The following is a 22,458-nucleotide window of genomic DNA, read 5'->3' as shown; positions in this document are numbered from 1 at the left end:
CGCCGAACCCTTGTGGGAGCTGGCTTGACTGCGATAGCGGCCTGTCAGTGACCACATCCGTACCTGATACACCGCTATCGCAGGCAAGCCAGCTCCCACAGTTGATCTCTGTTCTCCTGGAAGTTGTGTACAAACCCCGCCTTTTCGCCAAGCGGGCTGCCGTTTGCCCCGGTTTGTCGTTATACTCGTCGGCTTTCAAAAGTTCGCCAACGAGTGCTGCCCGCCATGGAAATCAACCCGATCCTTAACACCATCAAGGACCTGTCCGAGCGCTCCGAAACTATTCGGGGGTATCTTTGACTACGATCAAAAGCATGAGCGTCTGACCGAAGTCAATCGCGAGCTTGAAGATCCGGCTGTCTGGAACAAACCTGAATACGCCCAGGAACTGGGCCGCGAGCGCGCTGCGCTGGCGCAGATCGTCGACACCCTCGACGAGTTGAACACCGGTCTGGGCGATTGCCGCGACCTGCTGGACATGGCCGTCGAAGAAAACGACGAAGGCGCAGTGGGCGATGTCGTCGCCGAGCTGGCCCGTCTCGAGGAAAACCTCGCCAAGCTTGAATTCCGCCGCATGTTCAGCCACGAAATGGACCCGAACAACGCCTACCTGGACATCCAGGCCGGTTCCGGCGGCACCGAGGCCCAGGACTGGGCCAACATCCTGCTGCGCATGTACCTGCGCTGGGCGGATAAACGCGGTTTCGACGCCACCATCATGGAACTGTCGGCCGGTGAAGTCGCCGGTATCAAAGGCGCGACCGTGCACATCAAGGGCGAATACGCCTTTGGCTGGTTGCGGACCGAGATCGGCGTACACCGCCTGGTGCGCAAGAGCCCGTTCGACTCCGGCAACCGTCGCCATACCTCGTTCTCCGCCGTTTTCGTCTCGCCAGAGATCGACGACAAGGTGGAAATCGAGATCAACCCGGCCGACCTGCGCATCGACACCTACCGCTCCTCCGGTGCCGGTGGCCAGCACGTAAACACCACCGACTCGGCCGTACGTATCACCCACGTACCGACCAACACCGTGGTCAGCTGCCAGAACGAACGTTCCCAGCACGCCAACAAGGACACCGCCATGAAAATGCTGCGGGCCAAGTTGTACGAGCAGGAAATGCAGAAGCGCAACGCGGCTTCCCAGGCGCTGGAAGACACCAAGTCGGATATCGGCTGGGGCCACCAGATCCGTTCGTATGTGCTTGACGCGTCGCGGATCAAGGATCTGCGCACTAACATCGAACGCAGCGACTGCGACAAGGTGCTCGACGGTGATATCGACGAATACCTGGAAGCCAGCCTGAAATCCGGCTTGTAACACCCTCTGTGGGAGCGGGCTTGCCCGCGATCCCCAGGTCGAAGGCCTGGGGGCAACGAACCTGTGATGGAAAATTTAAAGACATGAGCGACCAACAACTCGACCCGCAAGCCCTGCAACAGGAAGAAAACTCCCTGATCGCCCTGCGCAAGGAAAAGCTTGCTGCCGAGCGCGCCAAGGGCAATGCCTTCCCGAACGACTTCCGCCGTGACAACTACTGCGATGCCTTGCAGAAGCAGTACGCGGACAAGACCAAGGAAGAGTTGGCCGAGGCTGCAATCCCGGTCAAGGTGGCGGGTCGCATCATGCTTAACCGTGGCTCGTTCATGGTGATCCAGGACATGACCGGTCGCATTCAGGTGTACGTCAACCGTAAAACCCTGCCTGAAGAAACCCTGGCCTCGGTGAAAACCTGGGACATGGGCGACATCATTGCGGCCGAAGGCACCCTGGCGCGTTCCGGCAAGGGCGACCTGTACGTTGAAATGACCAGCGTGCGCCTGCTGACCAAGTCGCTGCGCCCGCTGCCGGACAAGCACCACGGCCTGACCGACACCGAGCAGCGCTATCGTCAGCGCTACGTTGACCTGATCGTCAACGAAGACGTGCGCCAGACCTTCCGCGTGCGTTCGCAAGTGATTGCGCACATCCGCAGCTTCCTGATGGCGCGTGACTTCCTCGAAGTGGAAACGCCGATGCTGCAAACCATCCCCGGTGGTGCCGCAGCCAAACCATTCGAAACCCACCACAACGCGCTGGACCTGGAAATGTTCCTGCGTATCGCGCCGGAGCTGTACCTCAAGCGCCTGGTGGTCGGCGGCTTCGAGAAGGTGTTCGAGATCAACCGCAACTTCCGTAACGAAGGTGTCTCGACCCGGCACAACCCGGAATTCACCATGTTGGAGTTCTATCAGGCCTACGCCGACTACGAAGACAACATGGACCTCACCGAAGAACTGTTCCGCGAGCTGGCGCAGCTGGTGCTGGGCAGCACTGACGTGCCGTACGGCGACAAGGTGTTCCACTTCGGCGAACCGTTCGTGCGTCTTTCGGTGTTCGACTCGATCCTCAAGTACAACCCTGAGTTGACCGCTGACGACCTGACCGACATCGACAAGGCCCGAGCCATCGCCAAGAAAGCCGGCGCCAAGGTGCTGGGCTTCGAAGGCCTGGGCAAATTGCAGGTGATGATTTTCGAAGAATTGGTGGAGCACAAGCTGGAACAGCCGCACTTCATTACCCAGTACCCGTTCGAAGTATCGCCGCTGGCCCGTCGCAACGATGACAACCCGAACGTCACCGACCGTTTCGAGTTGTTTATCGGCGGCCGCGAAATCGCCAACGCCTACTCCGAGCTTAACGACGCAGAAGACCAGGCCGAGCGCTTCATGGCCCAGGTGGCCGACAAGGACGCCGGCGACGACGAGGCGATGCACTACGACGCCGACTTCGTGCGTGCCCTGGAATACGGCATGCCGCCAACCGCCGGTGAAGGTATCGGCATCGACCGGTTGGTGATGTTGTTGACCAACTCGCCGTCGATCCGCGATGTGATCTTGTTCCCGCACATGCGGCCACAAGCGTAACCGTAGCGAAATCCGAAGCCGCCTTTTATAAGGCGGCTTTTTTGTGTGGCGAATTCAGCCGTCAACAGAACGGCGCCCTTTAAAGGAAGATCTGTCGTGAACCGCGTAATGGCTCAAGAAGGCGCCGCCGGCATTGCTGCTGCCGTGGCTGATAGTGTCCAGTACCAGGGCCGCAAGGCCAGCCGTCGAGGCAGCGAGCAACGCCGGCAAGACATTCTCGATGCGGCCATGCGCATCGTCGTGCGTGATGGGGTACGCGGTGTGCGCCATCGCGCGGTGGCAGCAGAGGCCGGCGTGCCGTTGTCGGCCACCACCTATTACTTCAAGGACATTGATGACCTGCTCACCGATACCTTCGCCCAATACGTGGAGCGCAGCGCTGCCTTCATGGGCAAGCTGTGGGTGCGCAATGAAGGCCTGCTGCGCGAGATGGTCGCCTATGGCGATGGCAGCCCGCAGTCACGCTCACAACTGGCCGATGACATTGCACGGCTGACCGCCGACTACGTGATGCGCCAACTGACCAATCGCCGCGAACACTTGATGGCCGAACAGGCCTTTCGCCAGGAAGCCTTGCTTAACCCGCGCCTGGCTGAGCTGGTGCGCTCGCACCAGCAGATTCTGTTGCAGGGCACCGGGCAGTTTTTCCAGGTATTGGGTTCCCGCGAGCCGCAACAGGATGCCAGAGTGTTGACGGCGATAATCGGTCGGATGGAATATCAGGGCCTGCTCGGCGGCCCTGAGCCTCTGACGGGTGAAGAGATGCTTGAGATTCTCAAGCGTTACATGCATTTGGTGTTGGCCTCGGTCTAGCCCCGTGCGCAATCTGCTTTATGTGGGAGCCAGCTCCCACACTTGATGGGGTGCCCAATGAAAGCCTGGCGTGTCATTGCAATCGCCTTGTCGTTCCTGCTGCTCGGCGGTTGCCTGGTCACCTTCAAGGACCCGCTGCCGGCCCGTGAAGCCGCGCCCGACGCCTTGCTCGGCCGCTGGTCGAGTAAAAACGCCTGGGGCGAACCGTTGAATCTGCAGATCACCCGTGTCGATCAGCAGCATTACAAGGCCGTAAGCTACCCTAAAGCCAAACCGGGCCAGCGCGATGAATACCTGTTTACGGTGTCGCGCCATGGCAACCGCTGGTACCTGTCGGCGCCGCTGCCGGCGGCCTTCGGTGGCAATTACTTCCTGGCCGGCTTCGACTTTGAAGGCGAGGGCGACAAAACGCGTGAATTGGTGGTCTACAACCTCGACCTTGAGCAGATCCATCAAGCCATAGGTCAAAACGCCTTGCACGGCAGCACCGTGCAAACCGTCGAGGGTGACGGCGTGCGGGTCGACAGCCCGATGGACCAGGTATTTGCCTACCTGGATGACCCGGCCAATGCCGATGTGTTCGTTGAAGCCGTGCGCTACCGGCGCGCGGGCAAATAACGTTTAAAGAGGAAGCACCGGGTGGACGATTACCAGCAGACGATACGCACCTTGTCCGATCGCATTGTGCTGGCACAAACACCGATTCGCGTCCTCGACGCCGTGAAGTGGGACGAGAACATTCGCCAGGGCTTTCTCAAGGCCAAGGGCAAGGCCATGCCGGCCGTGGACCGCGATTACTACCTGGGCCGGCCGCTGTCGTTCGACTCCAGCGCGGTGAAGCTGGAGTTCCAGAACATCGAGCGCGACATCACCCGCCGTCTCGGCCAGTTCAGCCCGGTGGGGCAGATCATGCGCCGCATGTGTCGCGAGTACCGCATGGTGGTGCGCATGCTTGAAGCGCGGGGTACCGAGGACTTCGGCCTGATTTCCCAGGAACTCTACGGCGCCGCCTCGGACGCGTTCCACGCCGGTGACCCGACGCTGGCCGACCTGGGCCTGATGATGTCCGATTACCTGAACCAGATCGACGGGCGGGGCGACCTCAAGGACGAAGCCAAGACGCTCACGGCCAAGCATGCGGTGGCCTTGCTGCAAACCCGTTTGAACAAGGTGTTTGGTGAGGCCGAAGAGACCATCCGCGTGTTCGAGTCCGACGGGATCGTGGCCGACGCGGCGGCGGGCGCCGACTACATCAAGATCCGCGCCGACGCGATGTTCAACGAGCGCGATGTGCGCGCGCTGGAAGTGCACGAAGGCCTGGTGCACGTCGGCACCACGCTCAATGGCCAGAACCAGCCGATCTGCACCTTCCTGTCCAAAGGGCCGCCCTCGTCCACGGTGACCCAGGAAGGCCTGGCGATTCTGATGGAGATCATCACCTTTGCCTCCTACCCCAGCCGCCTGCGCAAACTGACCAACCGCACCCGCGCCATCCATATGGTCGAGGAGGGCGCCGACTTCCTGCAGGTGTTCGAGTTCTTCCGCGAGCAAGGCTTTGAAATGGCCGAAAGCTACGGCAACGCCAGCCGCGTGTTCCGAGGTTCGACGCCGACGGGCCTGCCGTTTACCAAGGATTTGTCCTATCTCAAGGGCTTTATCATGGTCTACAACTACATCCAGTTGGCCGTGCGCAAAGGCAAACTGGAGCAAGTGCCGCTGCTGTTCTGCGGCAAGACCACCCTGGAAGACATGCGCACCTTGCGCCAACTGGTCGACGAAGGCCTGGTGGTGCCGCCCAAGTACTTGCCCGAACAGTTCCGCGACATGAACGCACTGGCGGCGTGGATGTGCTTCTCCAACTTCCTCAACCACCTGAGCCTGGACCGGATCGAGGCGGATTACTCGAATATCCTCTAGGGATTTGATCGTTTGATTGATCGTTCCCACGCTCCGCGTGGGAATGCAGCAGGTGACGCTCTGCGTCACAAAAGCGGACGCAGAGCGTCCTGTTTATGCATTCCCACGCAGAGCGTGGGAACGAGCATCTGGAGGCTTCAACGGATGAGAATCCTCGGCATTCTTTGCCTGCTACTCACATTAAGCGGCTGCAGCTCACTGCTGTTCTACCCTGAACCCGGCCTGCCGTTCACGCCGGAAAAAGCCCACCTGCAATACCGCGACGTCACCCTCACCACCGCCGATGGGGTAAGGCTCCATGCCTGGTGGCTGCCGGCCAAACCCGGTGTGCCGCTCAAAGGCACGGTGCTGCACCTGCACGGCAACGGCGGCAACCTGGCCTGGCACCTGGGTGGCAGTTGGTGGTTGCCTGAGCAGGGCTATCAAGTGCTGTTGCTGGACTATCGCGGTTATGGCCTGTCTGAGGGCAAGCCGTCCTTGCCGGCGGTGTATCGGGACATCGATGCCGCGTTTGGCTGGATCGACAAGGCCCCTGAAACCCAGGGCCAGCCGCTGATCGTGTTGGGCCAGAGCCTGGGTGGGGCGCTGGCGGTGCATTACCTGGCGGCACACCCGCAGCGTCAAACCCAGCTCAAGGCGCTGGTGCTGGACGGCGTGCCCGCCAGTTATCGTGACGTAGGACAATTCGCCCTCAGCACCTCCTGGTTAACATGGCCGTTTCAGGTGCCGCTGTCGTGGCTGGTGCCCGACGCCGACAGTGCGATCAATGCCATGCCCCAGCTTACCGGCGTGCCCAAGCTGCTGTTCCACAGCCTGGATGACCCGATCGTGCCGGTGGCCAACGGCATTCGCCTGTATCAGGCCGCGCCGCCACCGCGGGTGTTGCAGTTGACCCGTGGCGGCCATGTGCAGACCTTTGCCGACAAAACCTGGCAAACCGTGATGCTGCGCTATCTGGACGACCCGCAGCACTACAATGGCCTGCGCCGCCTGGGCGAAATTCCGAATTACCCTATTCCTAAAGTTGATTCATCAGAGAGCCCGCAATGAGCGAAGAACGCAACATGATCCCGCTGATCCTCACCGGCATCGGCACCATCATCGGTACCGTCGGCTGCCTGTGGTACTACGGCTACCTGCACTTCGCCAAGCCGGAGGACGCCTTGTTGCTCAGTGACTTCACCCTGCTCAAGACCGTGCCGGGCGAGGACTACAAGGTCTCGCTGACCCCGGCCGCACAAGTCGCGCAATGCATTGATGGCGTATTGGTGATGTTCGATACCGAGCAAAAAGGCTTGAGCGGCGTGCTGGTGAACAACAAGAAACAAGCCGTGCGTTGCATGGGCCAGGAAACGCCGCAGCTTCAGGAGTGATATTGAAATATCTGGAACCGTATTCCGTAAGACGCCACTTAAGGGCTTGTCAGCGTTGCTGATGGATAACTTATGAATGGCCAGTCAAGGGAGAGTCACGGTGAAAATTGGTGCGATAGACAGGATGATGGATATGCTCCGGGCGCAGCAAAGCCTGGATGAGCTCAGCGCGTGGGACGCCGAGCCTTCCCAAAAGGAGCAGGACGAAACCCGGCGGCGCACGGAGTTCGAGCTGGCGGGCGGCGACGACAGCAATCGTCAGATCCAATTCTGAAGCAAAAAAAACCACCGTTTCCGGTGGTTTTTTCATCCTGCGTCAATCAATCAGTTAGCAACGGAAGAGCGTGGCTTGACTGGCTGGTTGTCGTTGGAAATGGTTACTTCAACGCGGCGGTTCATGGCGCGGCCCGAAACGCTGCCGTTGTCGGCAACCGGGTATTCCTTGCCGTAACCCTGGGTCACGATGCGCGAGATATCCACGCCTTGTTGAGCCAGTGCACGTTGCACGGAAGCTGCGCGACGCTCGGACAGGCTCTGGTTGTACGAGTCGGAACCGGTGCTGTCGGTGTAGCCTTCGACGATCACTTTACGGTCCGGGTTGTCGCGCAGGAACTGAGCCAGTTTGGTGATGTTCACCAGGCCGCTGGATTTCAGGTCGGACTTGTTGGTGGCGAACAGTACGTCACCGAAAGTCACCAGGGTGCCGCGATCAGTCTGCTTGGCGTTCAAGCTGTCTTGCAGTTGCTTGATCTGTGCATCACGGGCTTGCAGCAGCGCCTTGGCACGTTCGTCACCGGCGTTTTTCAGCTTGGCTTCGGACTCACGCAGCGAAATGGTGTCTTTGGCCACTTCAACGCGCTGGTTGGTCAGGTAGGCCAGTTGGTCGACCTTCTTCTCGTCTTCCTTGTCGCGGTAGGCCTTGTCAGCCTTGTCCAGCCAATCCTGCGCGTCCTTGGTTTCCAGCGCCGCTACCTTGGTGGCTTGCGGGTTGGATTGCAGGGCCGAGAAGTTGGTCCGCGCGTTTTCCAGGTTCTGGTTCGGTGGGGTGGAGCAGGCCGCCAGAGCAACGCTCATCGCCAGCAGGGCAGGGATCATCAATTGTTTACGCATAGTCGTGTCGTCCTTTCAATTCGATATCGGGTGCAATGCAATCAGTGGCGGCGGCTTATTGCTGTTTGATCACAGCCGGGCGCATGCCTTCCTGACGCAGTTCCTGCACAGCTTTCTGGGAATCCTTCACAGCCTGGTCAGCCTTGGCAGCCTGGGCTTTGCGCTCTGCGACACGGGCATCCCACTCGGCTTGTTCAGCCAGTTGACGCGCTTTGTCGTAGTTCTTGTCATGCATGGCCAGTTCAGCAGCTTTGAGCTTGTCCTGAGCCGACTTCATTTCTACCGCTGCGTACTCGGTGCCGCCGGCGCTGACTGCGCTGTTTACGGCGGACTGGGTCACGGCGTATTGCTCGGTCGGCGGGTTGCCGGCGCAGCCCGCCAGAACGAAGCTGGTGCCGATTGCCAGCGCGGCCAATTTCAGCCCGCGCAGATGGTTAAACGAGGATTTGGCAGTGCTGGTCTTCATCGTCTTCAACTCCATTGGATAACTCCTGAAAAAATCAAAATCCACTTCATTGGTTGGCGGTTGCAGGCCCGGCGGTAAAGCACCAAATGCCCTTTTCAAACGGCCGTTCCAAGTGATGGCTTACTGGTTGTGACCGGAGCCTTTTTTCAAAAGTTCAGCGGAGATGGCGATTTGCCTAAAAAAATATCTGACTGTTTGGTCAGCGTTTAAAAGTTTGAACTTTTACGTTGCGCAGCGGTACGCCGAGCCTCTGTGAGGCCCGGAATACCGGGGTTTATCGAATGTTTATCAGTGTTGCTGTTTGTCGGCGGCGGCAGACAAATCATGCAGATAGCGGCGTGACAAGGTCAGAAAGCGCGGTGTAGGGCCGACGTCCTCATACAAAGGGTCACCCTCTTCATCGGTGGCGACCACATGCTGGCCCTTGATATAGGGGAAGCTCGCTTCCAGCTCTTCAAGGGCCGCGCCGATCAGCTCGCCGAGCAATTCTTCGGTGCTGCGCTTGGGGTACATCTCGGCGATAGCAGCCAGGCGCGCAGCCGACTCGACGTCCAAGTGGATCGCGTACTCGGTTTTGGTCAGGCGACCCTTGGCGTTCTCTTCCCAGTGCTGGGCCAGTTCTCGAATTTTCATGGCAACCTCAATAAGCCCGCGATGGCAGGCGGTGATGGGTGTCCAGCCGCCTGCGCGGGTAACGCGACGACTCACTGTTGAGACTAGCTGCAAGTCGCAAGGTTTAAAGTGTCTTGTCAGAAACTGACGCGGGCGGCACTCTGGAAGGCCTGCGCGTCCCGGATTTCTGGCTGGAGATTGGTTGATGAGTGATATCGATGCACGCTTGCGTGAGGATGTTCACCTGCTGGGTGAGCTGCTGGGCAACACCATTCGAGAGCAGTACGGCGATGCTTTTCTCGACAAGATCGAGCAGATCCGTAAAGGCGCCAAGGCTGACAGACGCGGTGCCGGCGATGAGTTGAGCACCCGCCTCAATCAGTTGCAGGAAGACGAACTGCTGCCCGTGGCACGCGCGTTCAATCAGTTCCTCAACCTGGCCAACATCGCCGAGCAGTACCAATTGATTCATCGGCGCGATGAATCGCAGCCTGCGCCCTTCGAGTCCCGCGTGTTACCGGAGTTGCTGGCCCGCCTGCAAAGCGAAGGGCACAGCAATGAGTCCCTGGCCCGCCAGCTGGCGCGCCTGGAGATCGAGCTGGTGCTCACCGCCCACCCGACCGAAGTGGCGCGTCGCACCCTGATCCAGAAATACGATGCGATTGCCGCACAACTGGCGTTGCAGGATCACCGCGACCTCACCGGCGCCGAGCGCGAGCAGATTCGCCAACGCTTGCAGCGGCTGATCGCCGAAGCCTGGCACACCGAAGAGATCCGCCGCATCCGGCCCACGCCCGTGGACGAAGCCAAGTGGGGCTTTGCGGTGATCGAGCATTCGCTGTGGCACGCCATTCCCAATTATTTGCGCAAGGCCGACCAGGCTTTGCACGCCGCCACCGGCCTGCGCCTGCCACTTGAGGCGGCGCCGATTCGCTTTGCCTCGTGGATGGGCGGCGACCGTGACGGCAACCCCAATGTCACCGCGCCGGTCACCCGCGAAGTGTTGCTGCTGGCGCGCTGGATGGCGGCGGACTTGTATTTGCGCGATGTCGATCACTTGGCGTCCGAGCTGTCGATGCAACAGGCCAGCCCCGCGTTGCAGGCCAAGGTTGGGGATAGCGTCGAACCTTACCGTGCCTTGCTCAAGCAACTGCGCGAACGCCTGCGCGCCACGCGCCAATGGGCGCATACCGCGCTCACGGCCAGCACGCCGGCGCCAGCCGAGGTGCTGCAAAACAACCGCGACCTGCTTGACCCGCTGGAGCTGTGCTATCAGTCGCTGCATGAGTGCGGCATGGGCGTGATCGCCGATGGCCCGTTGCTCGATTGCTTGCGCCGCGCCGTGACCTTCGGCTTGTTCCTGGTGCGCCTGGATGTGCGTCAGGATTCCAGCCGGCACTCGGCGGCCATGACCGAAATCACCGATTACCTGGGCCTGGGCCGTTATGAAGACTGGGACGAAGAAGCACGGATCAGCTTCCTGAGCAAAGAACTGACCAATCGCCGGCCGCTGCTGCCAGGTTATTTCAAGCCGTCGGCAGACACCGCCGAAGTGTTGAACACCTGCAAGGAAATCGCCGCCGCACCGGCTGCATCGCTCGGTTCTTATGTGATCTCCATGGCGGGTGCCGCGTCGGACGTGCTGGCCGTGCAACTGCTGCTTAAAGAGTCGGGTGTGCAACGGCCGATGCGCGTGGTGCCACTGTTTGAAACCCTGGCCGACCTGGATAACGCCGGGCCGGTGATGGAGCGCCTGCTGCAATTGCCGGGTTATCGCGCGCGCTTGCAAGGCCCGCAGGAAGTGATGATCGGCTATTCGGACTCGGCCAAGGACGCCGGCACCACGGCGGCCGCTTGGGCACAGTACCGCGCGCAGGAACGGCTGGTGGATATCTGCCGCGAACAACAGGTGGAGTTGCTGTTGTTCCACGGTCGCGGCGGCACCGTTGGCCGTGGCGGCGGCCCGGCGCATGCGGCGATCCTGTCGCAGCCGCCAGGCTCGGTGGCGGGGCGTTTCCGTACGACCGAACAAGGCGAGATGATCCGCTTCAAGTTCGGCCTGCCGGACATTGCCGAGCAGAACCTCAACCTTTATCTGGCGGCCGTGCTGGAAGCCACGTTGCTGCCACCGCCGCCGCCTGAGCCGGCCTGGCGCCATCTGATGGATGAATTGGCGGCAGACGGTGTCAGTGCTTACCGCGCCGTGGTGCGGGAAAATCCGCAGTTCGTCGAATACTTCCGCCAGTCCACGCCCGAGCAGGAGCTGGGCCGCTTGCCATTGGGCAGTCGCCCGGCCAAGCGTCGTGCGGGCGGTATCGAGAGCCTGCGCGCGATTCCATGGATCTTCGGCTGGACCCAAACCCGCCTGATGCTGCCCGCCTGGCTAGGCTGGGAAGCGGCATTAAGCAAGGCGCTGGAGCGTGGCGAAGGCGAGTTGCTGGGGCAGATGCGCGAGCAATGGCCGTTCTTCCGCACCCGTATCGATATGCTGGAGATGGTGCTGGCCAAGGCCGATGCCGACATCGCACGGCTGTATGACGAGCGTTTGGTGCAGCCGGACCTGCTGCCATTGGGTGCGCACTTACGCGACCTATTGTCGCAGGCATGCAACGTGGTGCTTGGCCTGACCGGCCAGTCGCAACTGCTGGCCCATAGCCCGGACACGCTTGAGTTCATTCGCCTGCGCAACACTTACCTCGACCCGCTGCACCTGTTGCAGGCCGAATTACTCGCGCGCTCGCGCCAGCAAGAGGCGGCGCAGGACAGCCCTCTGGAACAGGCGCTGCTGGTGTCTGTGGCCGGTATTGCCGCCGGTTTGCGCAACACTGGCTGAGGTTTTCTGCGTGTTCTCAAAGGCTTGCGGATAAACAACGACGGCCGCCCGGAAACGGGCGGTCGGCGTTTATGGGGCGGGGTTGCACTCAGGCACACCCTACCTATGACTGCATGCCGGGCGCGGTTCTTGCGACTTTTGGCGGCTTGTATGGATAGAGCCCGCTGTGTATCTTGATCAGCCTTTGGCCGTTTGATCGGCCAGGACCCACATTTTTACGAGATTGGCCCCACGCGGCGAATCCGAGCGTCATCTCTATAAAAAATTGAGGAGCACATCGATGCGCGTCATTCTGCTGGGAGCTCCCGGGGCCGGTAAAGGTACTCAGGCAAAGTTCATCACTGAAAAATTCGGCATTCCACAAATCTCCACCGGCGACATGCTGCGTGCTGCCGTCAAGGCCGGCACCGAGCTGGGCCTGATCGCCAAGAGCGTGATGGACAGCGGCGGCCTGGTTTCCGATGACCTGATCATCAACCTGGTCAAGGAACGCATCAGCCAGGAAGACTGCAAGAACGGTTTCCTGTTCGACGGTTTCCCGCGCACCATTCCCCAAGCGGAAGCCTTGGTGAAAGCCGGCGTCGAGCTGGATGCCGTGGTTGAAATCGCAGTTGAAGACGAAGAAATCGTTCAGCGTATTGCGGGCCGTCGCGTTCACGAAGGCTCGGGCCGCGTGTACCACATCGTCTACAACCCGCCAAAGGTTGAAGGCAAAGACGACGTGACCGGGGAAGACCTGGTGCAGCGCAAGGACGACACCGAAGAAACCGTGCGTCATCGCCTGTCGGTCTATCATTCACAGACCAAGCCGCTGGTGGATTTCTACCAGAAGCTTTCGGCTGCCCAAGGCAAGCCGAAGTACAGCCACATCCCTGGCGTGGGTTCGGTAGAGTCCATCACTGCCAAGGTGCTTGAAGCACTGAGCTGATCCTTCGATCGGCTTTGCGTACAACGGCCCGCTTGCGGGCCGTTGTTGTTTATACTGGCGCACTTTTTTCGACTTGGACACCTACACCGATGAGCACCCTGCTGGCCCTGGACACCGCGACTGAAGCTTGCTCCGTCGCCTTGCTGCACGATGGCAAGGTAACGAGCCACTACGAGGTGATCCCGCGTCTGCATGCGCAGAAGCTGTTGCCAATGATCAAGCAACTGCTGGAAGAGGCGGGCACCACGCTGTCGGCCGTGGACGCGATTGCTTTTGGCCGTGGCCCAGGCGCCTTTACGGGGGTGCGTATCGCCATCGGTGTGGTGCAGGGCCTGGCCTTTGCGCTGGAGCGCCCGGTACTGCCGGTGTCCAACCTCGCGGTATTGGCCCAGCGGGCGTTGCGTGAACACGGCGCGACGCAGGTGGCGGCGGCGATTGATGCGCGCATGGATGAAGTGTATTGGGGCTGCTACCGCGAAACTGCTGGCGAAATGCGTCTGGTGGGCGTGGAAGCCGTACAGGCTCCGCAATCATCGGAGTTGCCTGCTGATGCCAGCGGCGATTGGTTCGGTGCCGGCACTGGCTGGGGTTATGGCGAGCGCATCCCTGTGCAGTTGGCGGGGCAGGACGCTGCCATGTTGCCCCACGCCGAAGACTTGCTGACCCTTGCACGTTTCGCTTTCGAGCGCGGTGAAGCGATTGTGGCCGACCAGGCTGCACCGGTTTATCTGCGCGATAAAGTTGCGCAAACCAAGGCTGAACGCGGGATTATTTGACGTCAAAAATGCTGGCATTTTGACGCAAAAATCCCCAATCGTCAGAATTTGCCCCGGTTTGTAAACCTTTTACAAATTATGTGTTCTAGTTATCACCAGAGCATTTGCGCGCTACGGAAAGTGCCGCTAAATTGCCATCATTGATACCGAGTCTGCATGTATGCGTATAGACGGCTTTTCCTCACAGTCCTACCCACTCAAGCGTAAGCCGCGCAAGGCGAACGTCACGGTAGACGAGTCCGTCGAAGATTCGCCGGACTTCATCGAGGTTCAGTCAGAGTCGCAACCCAGTGCCCAAGGTTCTGGCGCTGCACGCATCAGTGGCCTTCCTGCCCGTCAGCAAGACATGGTCTTCCCCCGTTCCATGAGCAAAAGCGTCGCCACCGCGCTGGCCAGCTACCTGACCACTGCCGGCTTTGTCGAATGGGATATGGAAGTGCTGGGTCTCGACATCCACATCTGATGCGCCTGCCTTACTACATCGGCTGCCCGTCCTGGAGTGAAAACGCCTGGCGCGAGTACCTGTACCCGGCCGATGCCCGTTCCGGCGACTACCTCGCTTTGTATTCCCAGGTCTTCAACGCCGTCGAAGGCAATACCACCTTTTATGCCCGCCCCTCGGCCGCCACGGTGCAGCGCTGGGCTGAAATCATGCCTGAGGATTTTCGCTTCACCGCCAAATTCCCCGGAGACATCAGCCACGGCGGCGACCTGCGCGAGCAATTGCCGGCAGCAGAAAGCTTTGTCGGCTTGATGAGCCCTTTGGGTGAACGGGTTTCGCCACTGTGGTTGCAATTGTCAGCGAGCTTTTCGCCGCAACGCCTGGGCGAACTGGCAGGTTTTATTGACGGCCTGGAGCGCCCGCTGGCCGTGGAAGTGCGCCACCCGGAGTTCTTCGCCAAGGGCGATGCCGAGCGCAGGCTCAACCGCCTGTTGCGCGACCGTGGCGTCGAGCGTATTTGCCTGGATCCGCGGGCGCTGTTCAGTTGCACTTCAACCTCTGCGGCCGTGTTGCACGCCCAATCGAAAAAGCCCAAGGTGCCAACACGGCCGGCGGCGTTGACTCAGTTTCCCCAGGTGCGCTTTATCGGTCATCCGGAACTGGAGGCCAATGACCCCTTCCTGATTCCGTGGGTGGAAAAAATTGCTGGCTGGATCGAAGAGGGGCGCACGCCTTATGTGTTCCTGCACACCTCGGATAACCGCCTCGCCGCGCAACTGGCGCTGCGTTTTCACCAACAGTTGATGCTGCGCTTGCCGGGTTTGCCGGCGCTGCCGACCTTGTATCGGGAACCCGCAGCGGAGCAACTGGGGTTACTCTAGGGCTCCTTTTTCCGACAGGAGTCAGCCATGGATGCCCAAACCCTTCGTGCCGAAACCTTCAAGGCCTTGCATGAGCGTGATCGCGCGTTCGTGATGCCCAACCCGTGGGACGCCGGCTCCGCCATCATGCTCGCCAGCCTGGGTTTCGAAGCGTTGGCCACCACCAGTGCGGGCTATGCGTTCAGCCTCGGGCGCCCGGATGCGGAAGGCGCATTATCCCTTGAAGACACCTTGGTCAATGCCTCGGCGATTGTGCAGGCCACTGCGCTGCCGGTAGCGGCTGATCTGGAAAACGGCTTCAGCGACACCCCCGAAGGCTGCGCCCAGACCATCCTGCGCGCCGCGGCCAGCGGCATTGTGGGTGGCTCTATCGAAGACGCCACGGGCATCGCGGTCGACCCGATCTATCCGTTTGACCTGTCGGTGGAGCGCGTGGAAGCCGCCGTCGCCGCTGCCCGCAGCTTGCCATTTGCCTTCACGCTCACCGCCCGTGCGGAAAACCTCCTGCATGGTCGCCTGGATTTGCCTGACACCATCCGCCGCCTGCAAGCCTACGCCGAAGCCGGTGCAGACGTGCTCTACGCCCCCGCCCTGCGCAGTGCCGAAGAAGTGCTCGCAGTGGTCAAGGCGGTGGCGCCCAAACCCGTGAATGTGCTGATGTCCGGCGGCTTGAACCTGAGTGTGGCGCAGTTGAGCGAGATGGGCGTGCGCCGTATCAGCGTCGGCTCGGCCATGGCGCTGGCGGCGTATGGCGAGTTCTATCGGGCGGCGCAGGAGGTGTATGAACTGGGCACCTTTGCCTTCACTGAACGCAAGATGCCGTTCAGCCAGGCCAACGGTTTTTTCAAAGGCTGAATCAGGCCGCCAGGCGCAGGTTGTTGAGGATCAGCGGGCGCGCCCAGTGATAATCGAAGTCCAGCGCCTTCTGTTGCGCCACCAGCTCTTCGGCCGGGTAAGGCGTGGCGGGCGGTGGCAGCAGGTCCAGTTCGAATTCGGCAATCGGCAGGTGCAACGGCTGGGGCTGCGGCGCTGGGCCAGGCTCAGGCGGCGGGTTGCCGGCATTGAGCACAATCGGGCGGACCCAGCCGCTTTCGAAGTTTTGCTGGCGCTGCTGGGCGATGATTTCTTCTGCCGGGAACGGCGTGGCAGGCGGCGGCAGCAGCTCGGTGTCAAATTCGGCGATGGGCAGGAACAACGGCTCCGGCGGGGCGATTTCGGTGTCGTGCACGTCGCACTCACGCTGGGTGAGGATCTGCGACAACAGGTCGGCGCCTTCGCTGGGTTCTACCGCCGGGTCCCTCGGCGCCGGGGCTTTGGCCGCCAGCGCGCCCGGCGTATCGCCAAGCTGCTCGGCCAACGCACGGGCGAAGAAGTCCTGCCACACATGGCTCACCCCGGCCAGCGCTTGAGTATTGCGCAGGCCGTAGTGGTTGTGGGTCGGCAGTACACCGATGGTTAGGGGAAGAATGTCTGACATTTTTCTCGGTCGACGCTCAGCTCTGGCAAAATACCTGACTGTTGTTTTTATCGGCCGTCGTTTGCCGATCCTTAATATTTTTGAGCGTAGCGATTGATGAGCGAACAACCAGCGGCCAGCCGCATTCGGGTCGAGGCTTTGGCCGACGGTTTCAAGGCCCGTGCCGAGCACTGGGCCGCCCAGCTTGGCCTGCCTTTGCAGTTGGATGAGGCGGACTTTTCCCTGCAAGTCGGGGAACACGGCCTGCAATTGCAACAGCTCGGGCCTGACGCGCCGGGGCCGGTACGCGTGGATTTTGTCGAAGGCGGCGCGGCGCATCGGCGGTTATACGGCGGTGGGAGCGGGCAGATGATCGCCAAGGCGGTCGGCGTGGCCCAAGGCGTGCGCCCACGGGTGCTCGACGCCACGGCCGGCTTGGGCAAGGACGCGTTCGTGCTCGCCAGCCTTGGCTGCGAGATGAGCCTGATCGAGCGGCAGCCGTTGATCGGCGCCTTGCTCGAAGACGGCCTGGCCCGCGGCGCAGATGACTTTGAAGTGGCGCCGATTGTGGCGCGCATGCAGTTGCTCAAGAGCAACTCGATCGAGGTGATGCGCAACTGGCAGGGCGAGCCGCCGCAGGTGATCTACCTGGACCCGATGTTCCCGCACCGTGAGAAAACGGCGCTGGTGAAGAAGGAAATGCGCCTGTTCCGCCCATTGGTGGGCGATGATCCGGATGCTCCAGCCTTACTCGCTGCGGCCCTGGCCCTGGCCAGCCACCGCGTGGTGGTCAAGCGCCCGCGCAAGGCGCCGTGCATTGACGGGCCGAAACCGAGCCATGCGTTGGATGGCAAGTCCAGCCGGTATGACATCTATCCAAAGAAAGCGCTCAAGTCCTGAATCATTGTTGCTCTTTCGGGCCTCATCGCAGGCAAGCCAGCTCCCACCTTTTGATTTGCAAACACAGTCAAAGGTGGGAGCTGGCTTGCCTGCGATAGCGCCCGATCAGGCAACACATCCGTTCAAGGCCGATACGCCCGCATAAACAACCCTACCACCTCCTGCACATGCGCTTCGGCGGCTTCTTCACTCAACTGCCCGCCACAGCCATACAACAAGCAGAAATTCGCCGTGCCCTTGAGCAGGCAAAAGAAGTGCTCGGCCGCCGTAAACGGTTTGTCGATGCTCAAGGCGCCACTCTGGTCGATACGGCTGAGCAACCGTTCCATGCCTTGCAGCATGCGCATCGGCCCGGCTTCAAAGAAGATCTGCGAGAGTTTCACGTCCTGGTTGCCGGTGGTCATCATCAGGCGGTGCAGGTTCACCGATTCTTCGCTGTTGATCAGCCGATGAAAGCCGCGCGCGATGTTCAGCAGCACGGTGTGCACCGGCATGCCCTCGGGCAACTCGAAATACATCACCGGCAACTGTTCCTCGCACTTGGCCACGACGGCGGCGGTGAACAAGGTCTCTTTATCGGTGAAGTGGCTGTAGACCGTCAGTTTTGACACGCCGGCCTCAAGGGCCACGGCATCCATGCTGGTGCTGGCGTAGCCATTGCTCAAAAACAGGATCTTCGCTGCTTCGAGGATTGCCTGGCGTTTTGCCATGTCCTTGGGACGCCCGGGGCTATTGGTGTTTACAGGATTGTCGGACATTTTCACCTTTAATACTGGACTGGTGAGTTTGGTATTAATAACATACCGGCCAGTATAATTATTCCTAGCTCCATTTGCGAAAGGTCCTTCAGCATGCGCAGTACTTTCCTGCCCCTTGCGTTGCCTGTCAGCCTGATCTTCCTGTTGGCCGCCTGCGGCCATGAAGAAGCGGCCCAAACCACCATCCGCCCGGCCATGGTGGTGCAACCGCAGCCTTCGGCACTGGCGATGGACAGTTTTCCGGGGGAAGTACGCGCCCGTTATGAGCCGGACCTGGCCTTTCGCATCGGCGGCAAAGTCAGTAAGCGCCTGGTGGAGGAGGGCGAGCGGGTCAAGGCCAACCAGCCATTGGCAGAGCTCGACCCCCAGGACGTGCGCCTGCAACTGGAAGCCACCCGCGCACAGGTTGCCGCCGCCGAAGCCAACCTGAGCCTGGTGCGCGCCGAACGCGACCGCTACAAGACCCTGATGGACCGTCAGATGGTCAGCCGCTCGCAGTACGACAATTCCGAAAACCTCTACCGAGCAGGTGTTGCGCGTCTTAAGCAGATCAAGGCCGAGTTCGACGTATCGAGCAACCAGGCCGGCTACGCCGTGTTGCGCGCGCCTCAAGATGGCGTGGTCGCCAAGCGAGCGGTGGAAGTTGGCCAAGTGGTGTCCGCTGGCCAAACGGTGTTTACCCTGGCCACCGATGGCGAGCGCGAAGTGTCGATCAGCCTGCCCGAGCAAGGTTTTGGCCGCTTCAAGATCGGCCAGCCGGTGTCGGTGGAATTGTGGAGCCAGCCCGACCAGCGTTTCGCCGGGCGCATTCGTGAACTCTCACCGGCCGCCGACCCCAAATCCCGCACCTTCGCTGCGCGCGTCGCCTTCACCGGCGGCAAAGTCCCCGCCGATCTGGGCCAGAGCGCTCGCGTCTTTATCCAGGCCGATGGCGTCGTCCCACTGTCCGTGCCGCTGTCGGCCCTGAGTGCGGAGAACGGTTCGTCCTACGTCTGGCGGGTACAGCCGGACAACACCCTCAAACGAACCCCGGTGCGCATCGGCGCTTTCGGTGAAAAAACCGTGCCGGTGCTCGAAGGCCTGGCCCCCAGCGATTGGGTGATCGCGGCGGGTGTGCATGTGCTGCATGAGGGCCAGCAAGTGCGCCCGGTGGATCGCGCCAACCGCGTTGTGAATCTGGCGGCCAAGGAGTAGTCCCCGATGGGTTTCAATCTTTCCGAATGGGCGTTGCGTAATCGCCAGATCGTACTGTTCCTGATGATCCTGCTGGCCGTGGTCGGCACCTTGTCCTACACCAAGCTGGGGCAAAGTGAAGACCCGCCGTTTACCTTCAAGGCCATGGTCATCAAGACCAACTGGCCGGGCGCCACGGCCCAGGAAGTCTCGCGGCAGGTCACTGAACGCATCGAGAAAAAGCTGATGGAAACGGGCGAGTACGAGCGCATTGTCTCGTTCTCGCGGCCCGGTGAATCCCAGGTTACCTTCATAGCCCGCGATTCGATGCACTCGGCGCAAATCCCGGAGCTGTGGTACCAGGTGCGCAAGAAGATCAGCGATATTCGCCAGACCTTGCCGCCGGATATCCAGGGGCCGTTTTTCAACGATGAATTCGGCACCACGTTCGGCAATATCTACGCCCTGACCGGTGACGGTTTCGACTATGCGGTGCTCAAGGACTACGCCGACCGTATCCAGATTCAGCTGCAACGCGTGCCGGATGTGGGCAAGGTCGAGTTGCTGGGCCTGCAGGACGAGAAGATCTGGATCGAGCTGTCCAACCTCAAGCTCGCCACCCTCGGCCTGCCATTGGCTGCGGTGCAGCAGGCACTGCAAGAACAGAACGCCGTCTCCACCGCCGGATTCTTTGAAACCCCGACGGAACGCGTGCAACTGCGCGTCTCGGGTAACTTCAAAACGGTTGATGAGATCCGTAACTTCCCGATCCGCGTCGGTGACCGCACTTTGCGCATCGGTGACGTGGCTGAAATCCATCGCGGCTTCAACGACCCACCGGCGCCGCGCATGCGCTACATGGGCGCGGATGCCATCGGCCTGGCCGTGGCGATGCGTGACGGCGGCGATATTCTGGTACTGGGCAAAGCGCTCGAAGGCGAATTCGCACGCCTGCAGAAGAACCTTCCGGCAGGCATGGAGCTGCGCAAGGTCTCGGACCAACCGGCGGCGGTGAAAACCAGTGTCGGCGAATTCGTCCAGGTACTGGCTGAAGCCTTGGCTATCGTGCTGCTGGTGAGCTTCTTCTCCCTTGGCGTACGCACCGGCATGGTGGTGGCCCTGGCGATTCCGCTGGTGTTGGCGATGACCTTTGCGACCATGTATTACCTGGGCATCGGCCTGCATAAAATCTCCCTCGGTGCCTTGGTGTTGGCCCTGGGCTTGCTGGTGGACGATGCAATCATCGCCGTGGAAATGATGGCGATCAAAATGGAACAGGGCTACGACCGGCTCAAGGCCGCCAGTTTTGCCTGGACCAGCACCGCGTTCCCGATGCTCACCGGCACATTGATCACCGCCGCAGGTTTCCTGCCGATTGCCACTGCGCAATCGAGCACCGGCGAATACACCCGTTCGATTTTCCAGGTGGTGACCATTGCCCTGCTGGCCTCGTGGGTCGCGGCGGTGGTATTTGTGCCGTACCTGGGGGAAAAACTCCTGCCGGACCTGGCGAAGATTCATGCGGCCAAGCACGGCACGGATGGGCCGGATCCCTACGGCACGCCTTTCTATCAGCGTGTAAGACGCTTGGTCGAATGGTGTGTGCGTCGGCGCAAAACCGTGATCGTTTTGACCTTGTTGTTGTTTATCGGCTCGGTGGCGCTGTTCCGTTTTGTGCCTCAGCAGTTCTTTCCGGCCTCCGGTCGCCTGGAGCTGATGGTCGACCTGAAACTGGCTGAAGGTGCCTCGCTGAGCAACACCGCCGACCAGGTCAAGCACCTGGAAGCCTTGCTCAAGGAACATGCCGGCATCGACAACTATGTGGCCTATGTGGGCACCGGTTCGCCGCGTTTCTATCTGCCGCTGGACCAGCAACTGCCGGCCGCCAGTTTTGCGCAATTTGTGGTGCTGGCCAACACCATTGAAGAACGCGAGAGCCTGCGCACCTGGCTGATCGAGACCCTTAACGAACAATTCCCCGACCTGCGTTCACGCGTCACGCGCCTGGAAAACGGCCCGCCCGTGGGCTACCCGCTGCAGTTTCGCGTGACCGGCGAGCACATCGAAGAAGTCCGAGCCCTGGCGCGCAAGGTCGCGACCAAGGTTCGCGAAAATACCCACGTGGTCAACGTGCACCTGGACTGGGAAGAGCCGAGCAAGATCGTCTACCTGAATATCGACCAGGACCGTGCCCGTGCGCTGGGCGTCAGCACTGCCAACCTGTCGAAGTTCCTGCAAAGCTCCTTGACCGGCTCCACCGTCAGCCAGTACCGCGAGGACAATGAGTTGATCGAGATCCTGCTGCGCGGCACCGTGCATGAGCGTACCGAACTGTCGCTGCTGCCGAGCCTGGCGGTGCCGACCGACAATGGCAAAAGCGTAGCGCTGTCGCAGATTGCGACCCTTGAGTATGGCTTTGAAGAAGGCATCATCTGGCACCGCAATCGCCTGCCGACGGTGACCGTGCGTGCCGACATCTACGGCAAGGAACAGCCGGCGACCCTGGTCCAGCAGATCCTGCCGACCCTGGAAGATGTGCGCGCCGAACTGCCGGACGGTTACCTGCTCGAAGTGGGCGGCACCGTCGAGGACTCGGCCCGTGGCCAGAACTCGGTCAAGGCCGGCGTGCCGCTGTTTATCGTGGTGGTGCTGACCTTGCTGATGGTGCAACTGCGCAGTTTCTCACGCACAGCGATGGTGTTTCTGACGGCGCCGCTGGGCTTGATCGGTGTGACCTTGTTCCTGCTGGTGTTCCGCCAGCCCTTCGGCTTTGTCGCCATGCTCGGCACCATCGCGCTGTCGGGCATGATCATGCGTAACTCGGTGATCCTGGTGGACCAGATCGAACAAGACATCAAGGCCGGGCTCACGCCCTGGCAAGCCATCATCGAAGCCACCGTCCGACGCTTCCGCCCGATTGTGCTGACGGCGCTTGCGGCGGTATTGGCGATGATTCCACTGTCGCGCAGCGTGTTCTTCGGGCCGATGGCGGTGGCAATCATGGGCGGGTTGATTGTGGCGACGGCGTTGACGTTATTGTTCTTGCCGGCCCTGTATGCTGCGTGGTTTCGAGTGAGGAAGGGCGTCGTGTAATCATGGTGTCTACTGTTTTA

General features: G+C 60.9%; 22 protein-coding genes. 17 read left to right on the top strand and 5 right to left on the bottom strand.

Annotated features, from left to right (window positions below):
- Positions 1–225: 225 nt before the first annotated feature.
- The 8 genes from prfB to ASE80_RS02825 all read left to right on the top strand — a co-directional run bounded on the left by prfB (position 226) and on the right by ASE80_RS02825 (position 7,284).
- Positions 226–1,321 (top strand): peptide chain release factor 2 gene (prfB, locus tag ASE80_RS02860; RefSeq protein WP_096236834.1). Its coding sequence is split into 2 segments (ribosomal slippage): positions 226–297 and positions 299–1,321, totalling 1,095 coding nucleotides; the frame shifts between segments, so codons are not numbered across the junction.
- An 83-nt stretch (positions 1,322–1,404) separates the two neighbouring features.
- Positions 1,405–2,907 carry a lysine--tRNA ligase gene (gene lysS, locus ASE80_RS02855; RefSeq protein WP_017137101.1) on the top strand — a complete coding sequence of 501 codons (1,503 nt, stop codon included), beginning with the start codon at positions 1,405–1,407 and terminating at the stop codon, positions 2,905–2,907.
- Between the two features lie 96 nt (positions 2,908–3,003).
- The gene (locus ASE80_RS02850; protein WP_026013712.1) at positions 3,004–3,720 is read left to right on the top strand and encodes a TetR/AcrR family transcriptional regulator; all 717 of its coding nucleotides are present in this window, start codon (positions 3,004–3,006) and stop codon (positions 3,718–3,720) included.
- Positions 3,721–3,777: 57 nt separating this feature from the next.
- Positions 3,778–4,338 carry a hypothetical protein gene (locus tag ASE80_RS02845; protein ID WP_056857568.1) on the top strand — a complete coding sequence of 187 codons (561 nt, stop codon included), beginning with the start codon at positions 3,778–3,780 and terminating at the stop codon, positions 4,336–4,338.
- A 21-nt stretch (positions 4,339–4,359) separates the two neighbouring features.
- Positions 4,360–5,637, top strand: a complete 1,278-nt coding sequence (locus tag ASE80_RS02840) for a flavohemoglobin expression-modulating QEGLA motif protein (protein WP_017137104.1) — start codon at positions 4,360–4,362, stop codon at positions 5,635–5,637.
- A gap of 144 nt (positions 5,638–5,781) precedes the next feature.
- Positions 5,782–6,687 carry an alpha/beta hydrolase gene (locus ASE80_RS02835; protein ID WP_056857567.1) on the top strand — a complete coding sequence of 302 codons (906 nt, stop codon included), beginning with the start codon at positions 5,782–5,784 and terminating at the stop codon, positions 6,685–6,687.
- Entirely contained in the window at positions 6,684–7,010 is a 327-nt protein-coding gene (locus ASE80_RS02830) for a hypothetical protein (protein ID WP_056857566.1), read from the top strand. Before ASE80_RS02835 ends, ASE80_RS02830 begins: the two co-directional genes overlap by 4 nt.
- Positions 7,011–7,110: 100 nt before the next feature.
- A complete protein-coding gene (locus tag ASE80_RS02825) occupies positions 7,111–7,284 on the top strand; it encodes a hypothetical protein (RefSeq protein WP_156376406.1) in 174 nt (57 codons plus the stop codon).
- Between the two features lie 50 nt (positions 7,285–7,334).
- Here ASE80_RS02825 and ASE80_RS02820 read toward each other — a convergent pair whose 3' ends face one another.
- The 3 genes from ASE80_RS02820 to ASE80_RS02810 form a co-directional block, all read right to left on the bottom strand.
- On the bottom strand, positions 7,335–8,120 hold the full coding sequence (locus ASE80_RS02820; protein ID WP_056857564.1) for an OmpA family protein: 786 nt from the start codon (positions 8,118–8,120) through the stop codon (positions 7,335–7,337).
- Between the two features lie 55 nt (positions 8,121–8,175).
- Positions 8,176–8,601, bottom strand: coding sequence for a DUF4398 domain-containing protein (locus ASE80_RS02815; RefSeq protein WP_017137109.1), 426 nt, complete (start codon positions 8,599–8,601; stop codon positions 8,176–8,178).
- Positions 8,602–8,874: 273 nt separating this feature from the next.
- Positions 8,875–9,219, bottom strand: coding sequence for a hypothetical protein (locus ASE80_RS02810; RefSeq protein ID WP_056857563.1), 345 nt, complete (start codon positions 9,217–9,219; stop codon positions 8,875–8,877).
- Between the two features lie 184 nt (positions 9,220–9,403).
- Between ASE80_RS02810 and ppc the strand changes: the two genes are divergently transcribed.
- The 6 genes from ppc (at position 9,404) to ASE80_RS02780 (ending at position 15,913) form a co-directional block, all read left to right on the top strand.
- A complete protein-coding gene (ppc, locus tag ASE80_RS02805) occupies positions 9,404–12,031 on the top strand; it encodes a phosphoenolpyruvate carboxylase (protein ID WP_056857562.1) in 2,628 nt (875 codons plus the stop codon).
- A 280-nt stretch (positions 12,032–12,311) separates the two neighbouring features.
- Positions 12,312–12,959 carry an adenylate kinase gene (gene adk, locus ASE80_RS02800; protein WP_056857561.1) on the top strand — a complete coding sequence of 216 codons (648 nt, stop codon included), beginning with the start codon at positions 12,312–12,314 and terminating at the stop codon, positions 12,957–12,959.
- Positions 12,960–13,048: 89 nt separating this feature from the next.
- Positions 13,049–13,735, top strand: coding sequence for a tRNA (adenosine(37)-N6)-threonylcarbamoyltransferase complex dimerization subunit type 1 TsaB (gene tsaB, locus ASE80_RS02795; protein ID WP_056857560.1), 687 nt, complete (start codon positions 13,049–13,051; stop codon positions 13,733–13,735).
- A 160-nt stretch (positions 13,736–13,895) separates the two neighbouring features.
- Positions 13,896–14,198, top strand: a complete 303-nt coding sequence (locus ASE80_RS02790; protein WP_017137114.1) for a hypothetical protein — start codon at positions 13,896–13,898, stop codon at positions 14,196–14,198.
- On the top strand, positions 14,198–15,058 hold the full coding sequence (locus ASE80_RS02785) for a DUF72 domain-containing protein (protein WP_056857559.1): 861 nt from the start codon (positions 14,198–14,200) through the stop codon (positions 15,056–15,058). Before ASE80_RS02790 ends, ASE80_RS02785 begins: the two co-directional genes overlap by 1 nt.
- 27 nt (positions 15,059–15,085) lie before the next feature.
- The gene (locus tag ASE80_RS02780) at positions 15,086–15,913 is read left to right on the top strand and encodes an isocitrate lyase/PEP mutase family protein (RefSeq protein ID WP_056857558.1); all 828 of its coding nucleotides are present in this window, start codon (positions 15,086–15,088) and stop codon (positions 15,911–15,913) included.
- Position 15,914: 1 nt separating this feature from the next.
- Here the strand turns inward: ASE80_RS02780 and ASE80_RS02775 are convergent, their stop codons facing one another.
- Positions 15,915–16,535 (bottom strand): hypothetical protein, encoded by a 621-nt coding sequence (locus ASE80_RS02775; RefSeq protein ID WP_056857557.1) that lies wholly within the window; start codon positions 16,533–16,535, stop codon positions 15,915–15,917.
- Positions 16,536–16,631: 96 nt separating this feature from the next.
- On the opposite strand from ASE80_RS02775, the gene ASE80_RS02770 reads away from it, so the two are divergent.
- Positions 16,632–17,414, top strand: coding sequence for a class I SAM-dependent methyltransferase (locus ASE80_RS02770; RefSeq protein ID WP_056857556.1), 783 nt, complete (start codon positions 16,632–16,634; stop codon positions 17,412–17,414).
- Between the two features lie 122 nt (positions 17,415–17,536).
- Here ASE80_RS02770 and ASE80_RS02765 read toward each other — a convergent pair whose 3' ends face one another.
- Entirely contained in the window at positions 17,537–18,172 is a 636-nt protein-coding gene (locus ASE80_RS02765; RefSeq protein ID WP_017137119.1) for a TetR/AcrR family transcriptional regulator, read from the bottom strand.
- A 93-nt stretch (positions 18,173–18,265) separates the two neighbouring features.
- Here ASE80_RS02765 and ASE80_RS02760 point away from each other — a divergent pair, with 93 nt between their 5' ends.
- Positions 18,266–19,366: an efflux RND transporter periplasmic adaptor subunit gene (locus ASE80_RS02760; protein ID WP_056857555.1), complete on the top strand. Its 1,101-nt coding sequence runs from the start codon at positions 18,266–18,268 to the stop codon at positions 19,364–19,366.
- 6 nt (positions 19,367–19,372) lie between these two features.
- Entirely contained in the window at positions 19,373–22,438 is a 3,066-nt protein-coding gene (locus tag ASE80_RS02755) for an efflux RND transporter permease subunit (protein ID WP_056857554.1), read from the top strand.
- Positions 22,439–22,458: the final 20 nt, after the last annotated feature.

Origin of the sequence: Pseudomonas sp. Leaf15 (assembly GCF_001421425.1) — a bacterium.
GTDB classification, from domain to species: Bacteria; Pseudomonadota; Gammaproteobacteria; order Pseudomonadales; family Pseudomonadaceae; genus Aquipseudomonas; species Aquipseudomonas salomonii.
The sequence above is the reverse complement of the archived record's forward strand: the minus strand, read 5'-3'. Positions and strand labels throughout refer to the sequence as shown.

What these genes read in the sequence shown, in the direction of transcription:
- ASE80_RS02770 (WP_056857556.1), top strand. Translation starts at nt 16,632, where the DNA reads ATGAGCGAACAACCAGCGGCCAGCCGCATTCGGGTCGAGGCTTTGGCC.
- ASE80_RS02845 (WP_056857568.1), top strand. Translation starts at nt 3,778, where the DNA reads ATGAAAGCCTGGCGTGTCATTGCAATCGCCTTGTCGTTCCTGCTGCTC.
- ppc (WP_056857562.1), top strand. Translation starts at nt 9,404, where the DNA reads ATGAGTGATATCGATGCACGCTTGCGTGAGGATGTTCACCTGCTGGGT.
- adk (WP_056857561.1), top strand. Translation starts at nt 12,312, where the DNA reads ATGCGCGTCATTCTGCTGGGAGCTCCCGGGGCCGGTAAAGGTACTCAG.
- ASE80_RS02835 (WP_056857567.1), top strand. Translation starts at nt 5,782, where the DNA reads ATGAGAATCCTCGGCATTCTTTGCCTGCTACTCACATTAAGCGGCTGC.
- ASE80_RS02785 (WP_056857559.1), top strand. Translation starts at nt 14,198, where the DNA reads ATGCGCCTGCCTTACTACATCGGCTGCCCGTCCTGGAGTGAAAACGCC.
- ASE80_RS02820 (WP_056857564.1), bottom strand. Translation starts at nt 8,120, where the DNA reads ATGCGTAAACAATTGATGATCCCTGCCCTGCTGGCGATGAGCGTTGCT.
- lysS (WP_017137101.1), top strand. Translation starts at nt 1,405, where the DNA reads ATGAGCGACCAACAACTCGACCCGCAAGCCCTGCAACAGGAAGAAAAC.
- ASE80_RS02815 (WP_017137109.1), bottom strand. Translation starts at nt 8,601, where the DNA reads ATGGAGTTGAAGACGATGAAGACCAGCACTGCCAAATCCTCGTTTAAC.
- tsaB (WP_056857560.1), top strand. Translation starts at nt 13,049, where the DNA reads ATGAGCACCCTGCTGGCCCTGGACACCGCGACTGAAGCTTGCTCCGTC.
- ASE80_RS02780 (WP_056857558.1), top strand. Translation starts at nt 15,086, where the DNA reads ATGGATGCCCAAACCCTTCGTGCCGAAACCTTCAAGGCCTTGCATGAG.
- ASE80_RS02760 (WP_056857555.1), top strand. Translation starts at nt 18,266, where the DNA reads ATGCGCAGTACTTTCCTGCCCCTTGCGTTGCCTGTCAGCCTGATCTTC.
- ASE80_RS02830 (WP_056857566.1), top strand. Translation starts at nt 6,684, where the DNA reads ATGAGCGAAGAACGCAACATGATCCCGCTGATCCTCACCGGCATCGGC.
- ASE80_RS02775 (WP_056857557.1), bottom strand. Translation starts at nt 16,535, where the DNA reads ATGTCAGACATTCTTCCCCTAACCATCGGTGTACTGCCGACCCACAAC.
- ASE80_RS02810 (WP_056857563.1), bottom strand. Translation starts at nt 9,219, where the DNA reads ATGAAAATTCGAGAACTGGCCCAGCACTGGGAAGAGAACGCCAAGGGT.
- ASE80_RS02790 (WP_017137114.1), top strand. Translation starts at nt 13,896, where the DNA reads ATGCGTATAGACGGCTTTTCCTCACAGTCCTACCCACTCAAGCGTAAG.
- ASE80_RS02765 (WP_017137119.1), bottom strand. Translation starts at nt 18,172, where the DNA reads ATGTCCGACAATCCTGTAAACACCAATAGCCCCGGGCGTCCCAAGGAC.
- ASE80_RS02755 (WP_056857554.1), top strand. Translation starts at nt 19,373, where the DNA reads ATGGGTTTCAATCTTTCCGAATGGGCGTTGCGTAATCGCCAGATCGTA.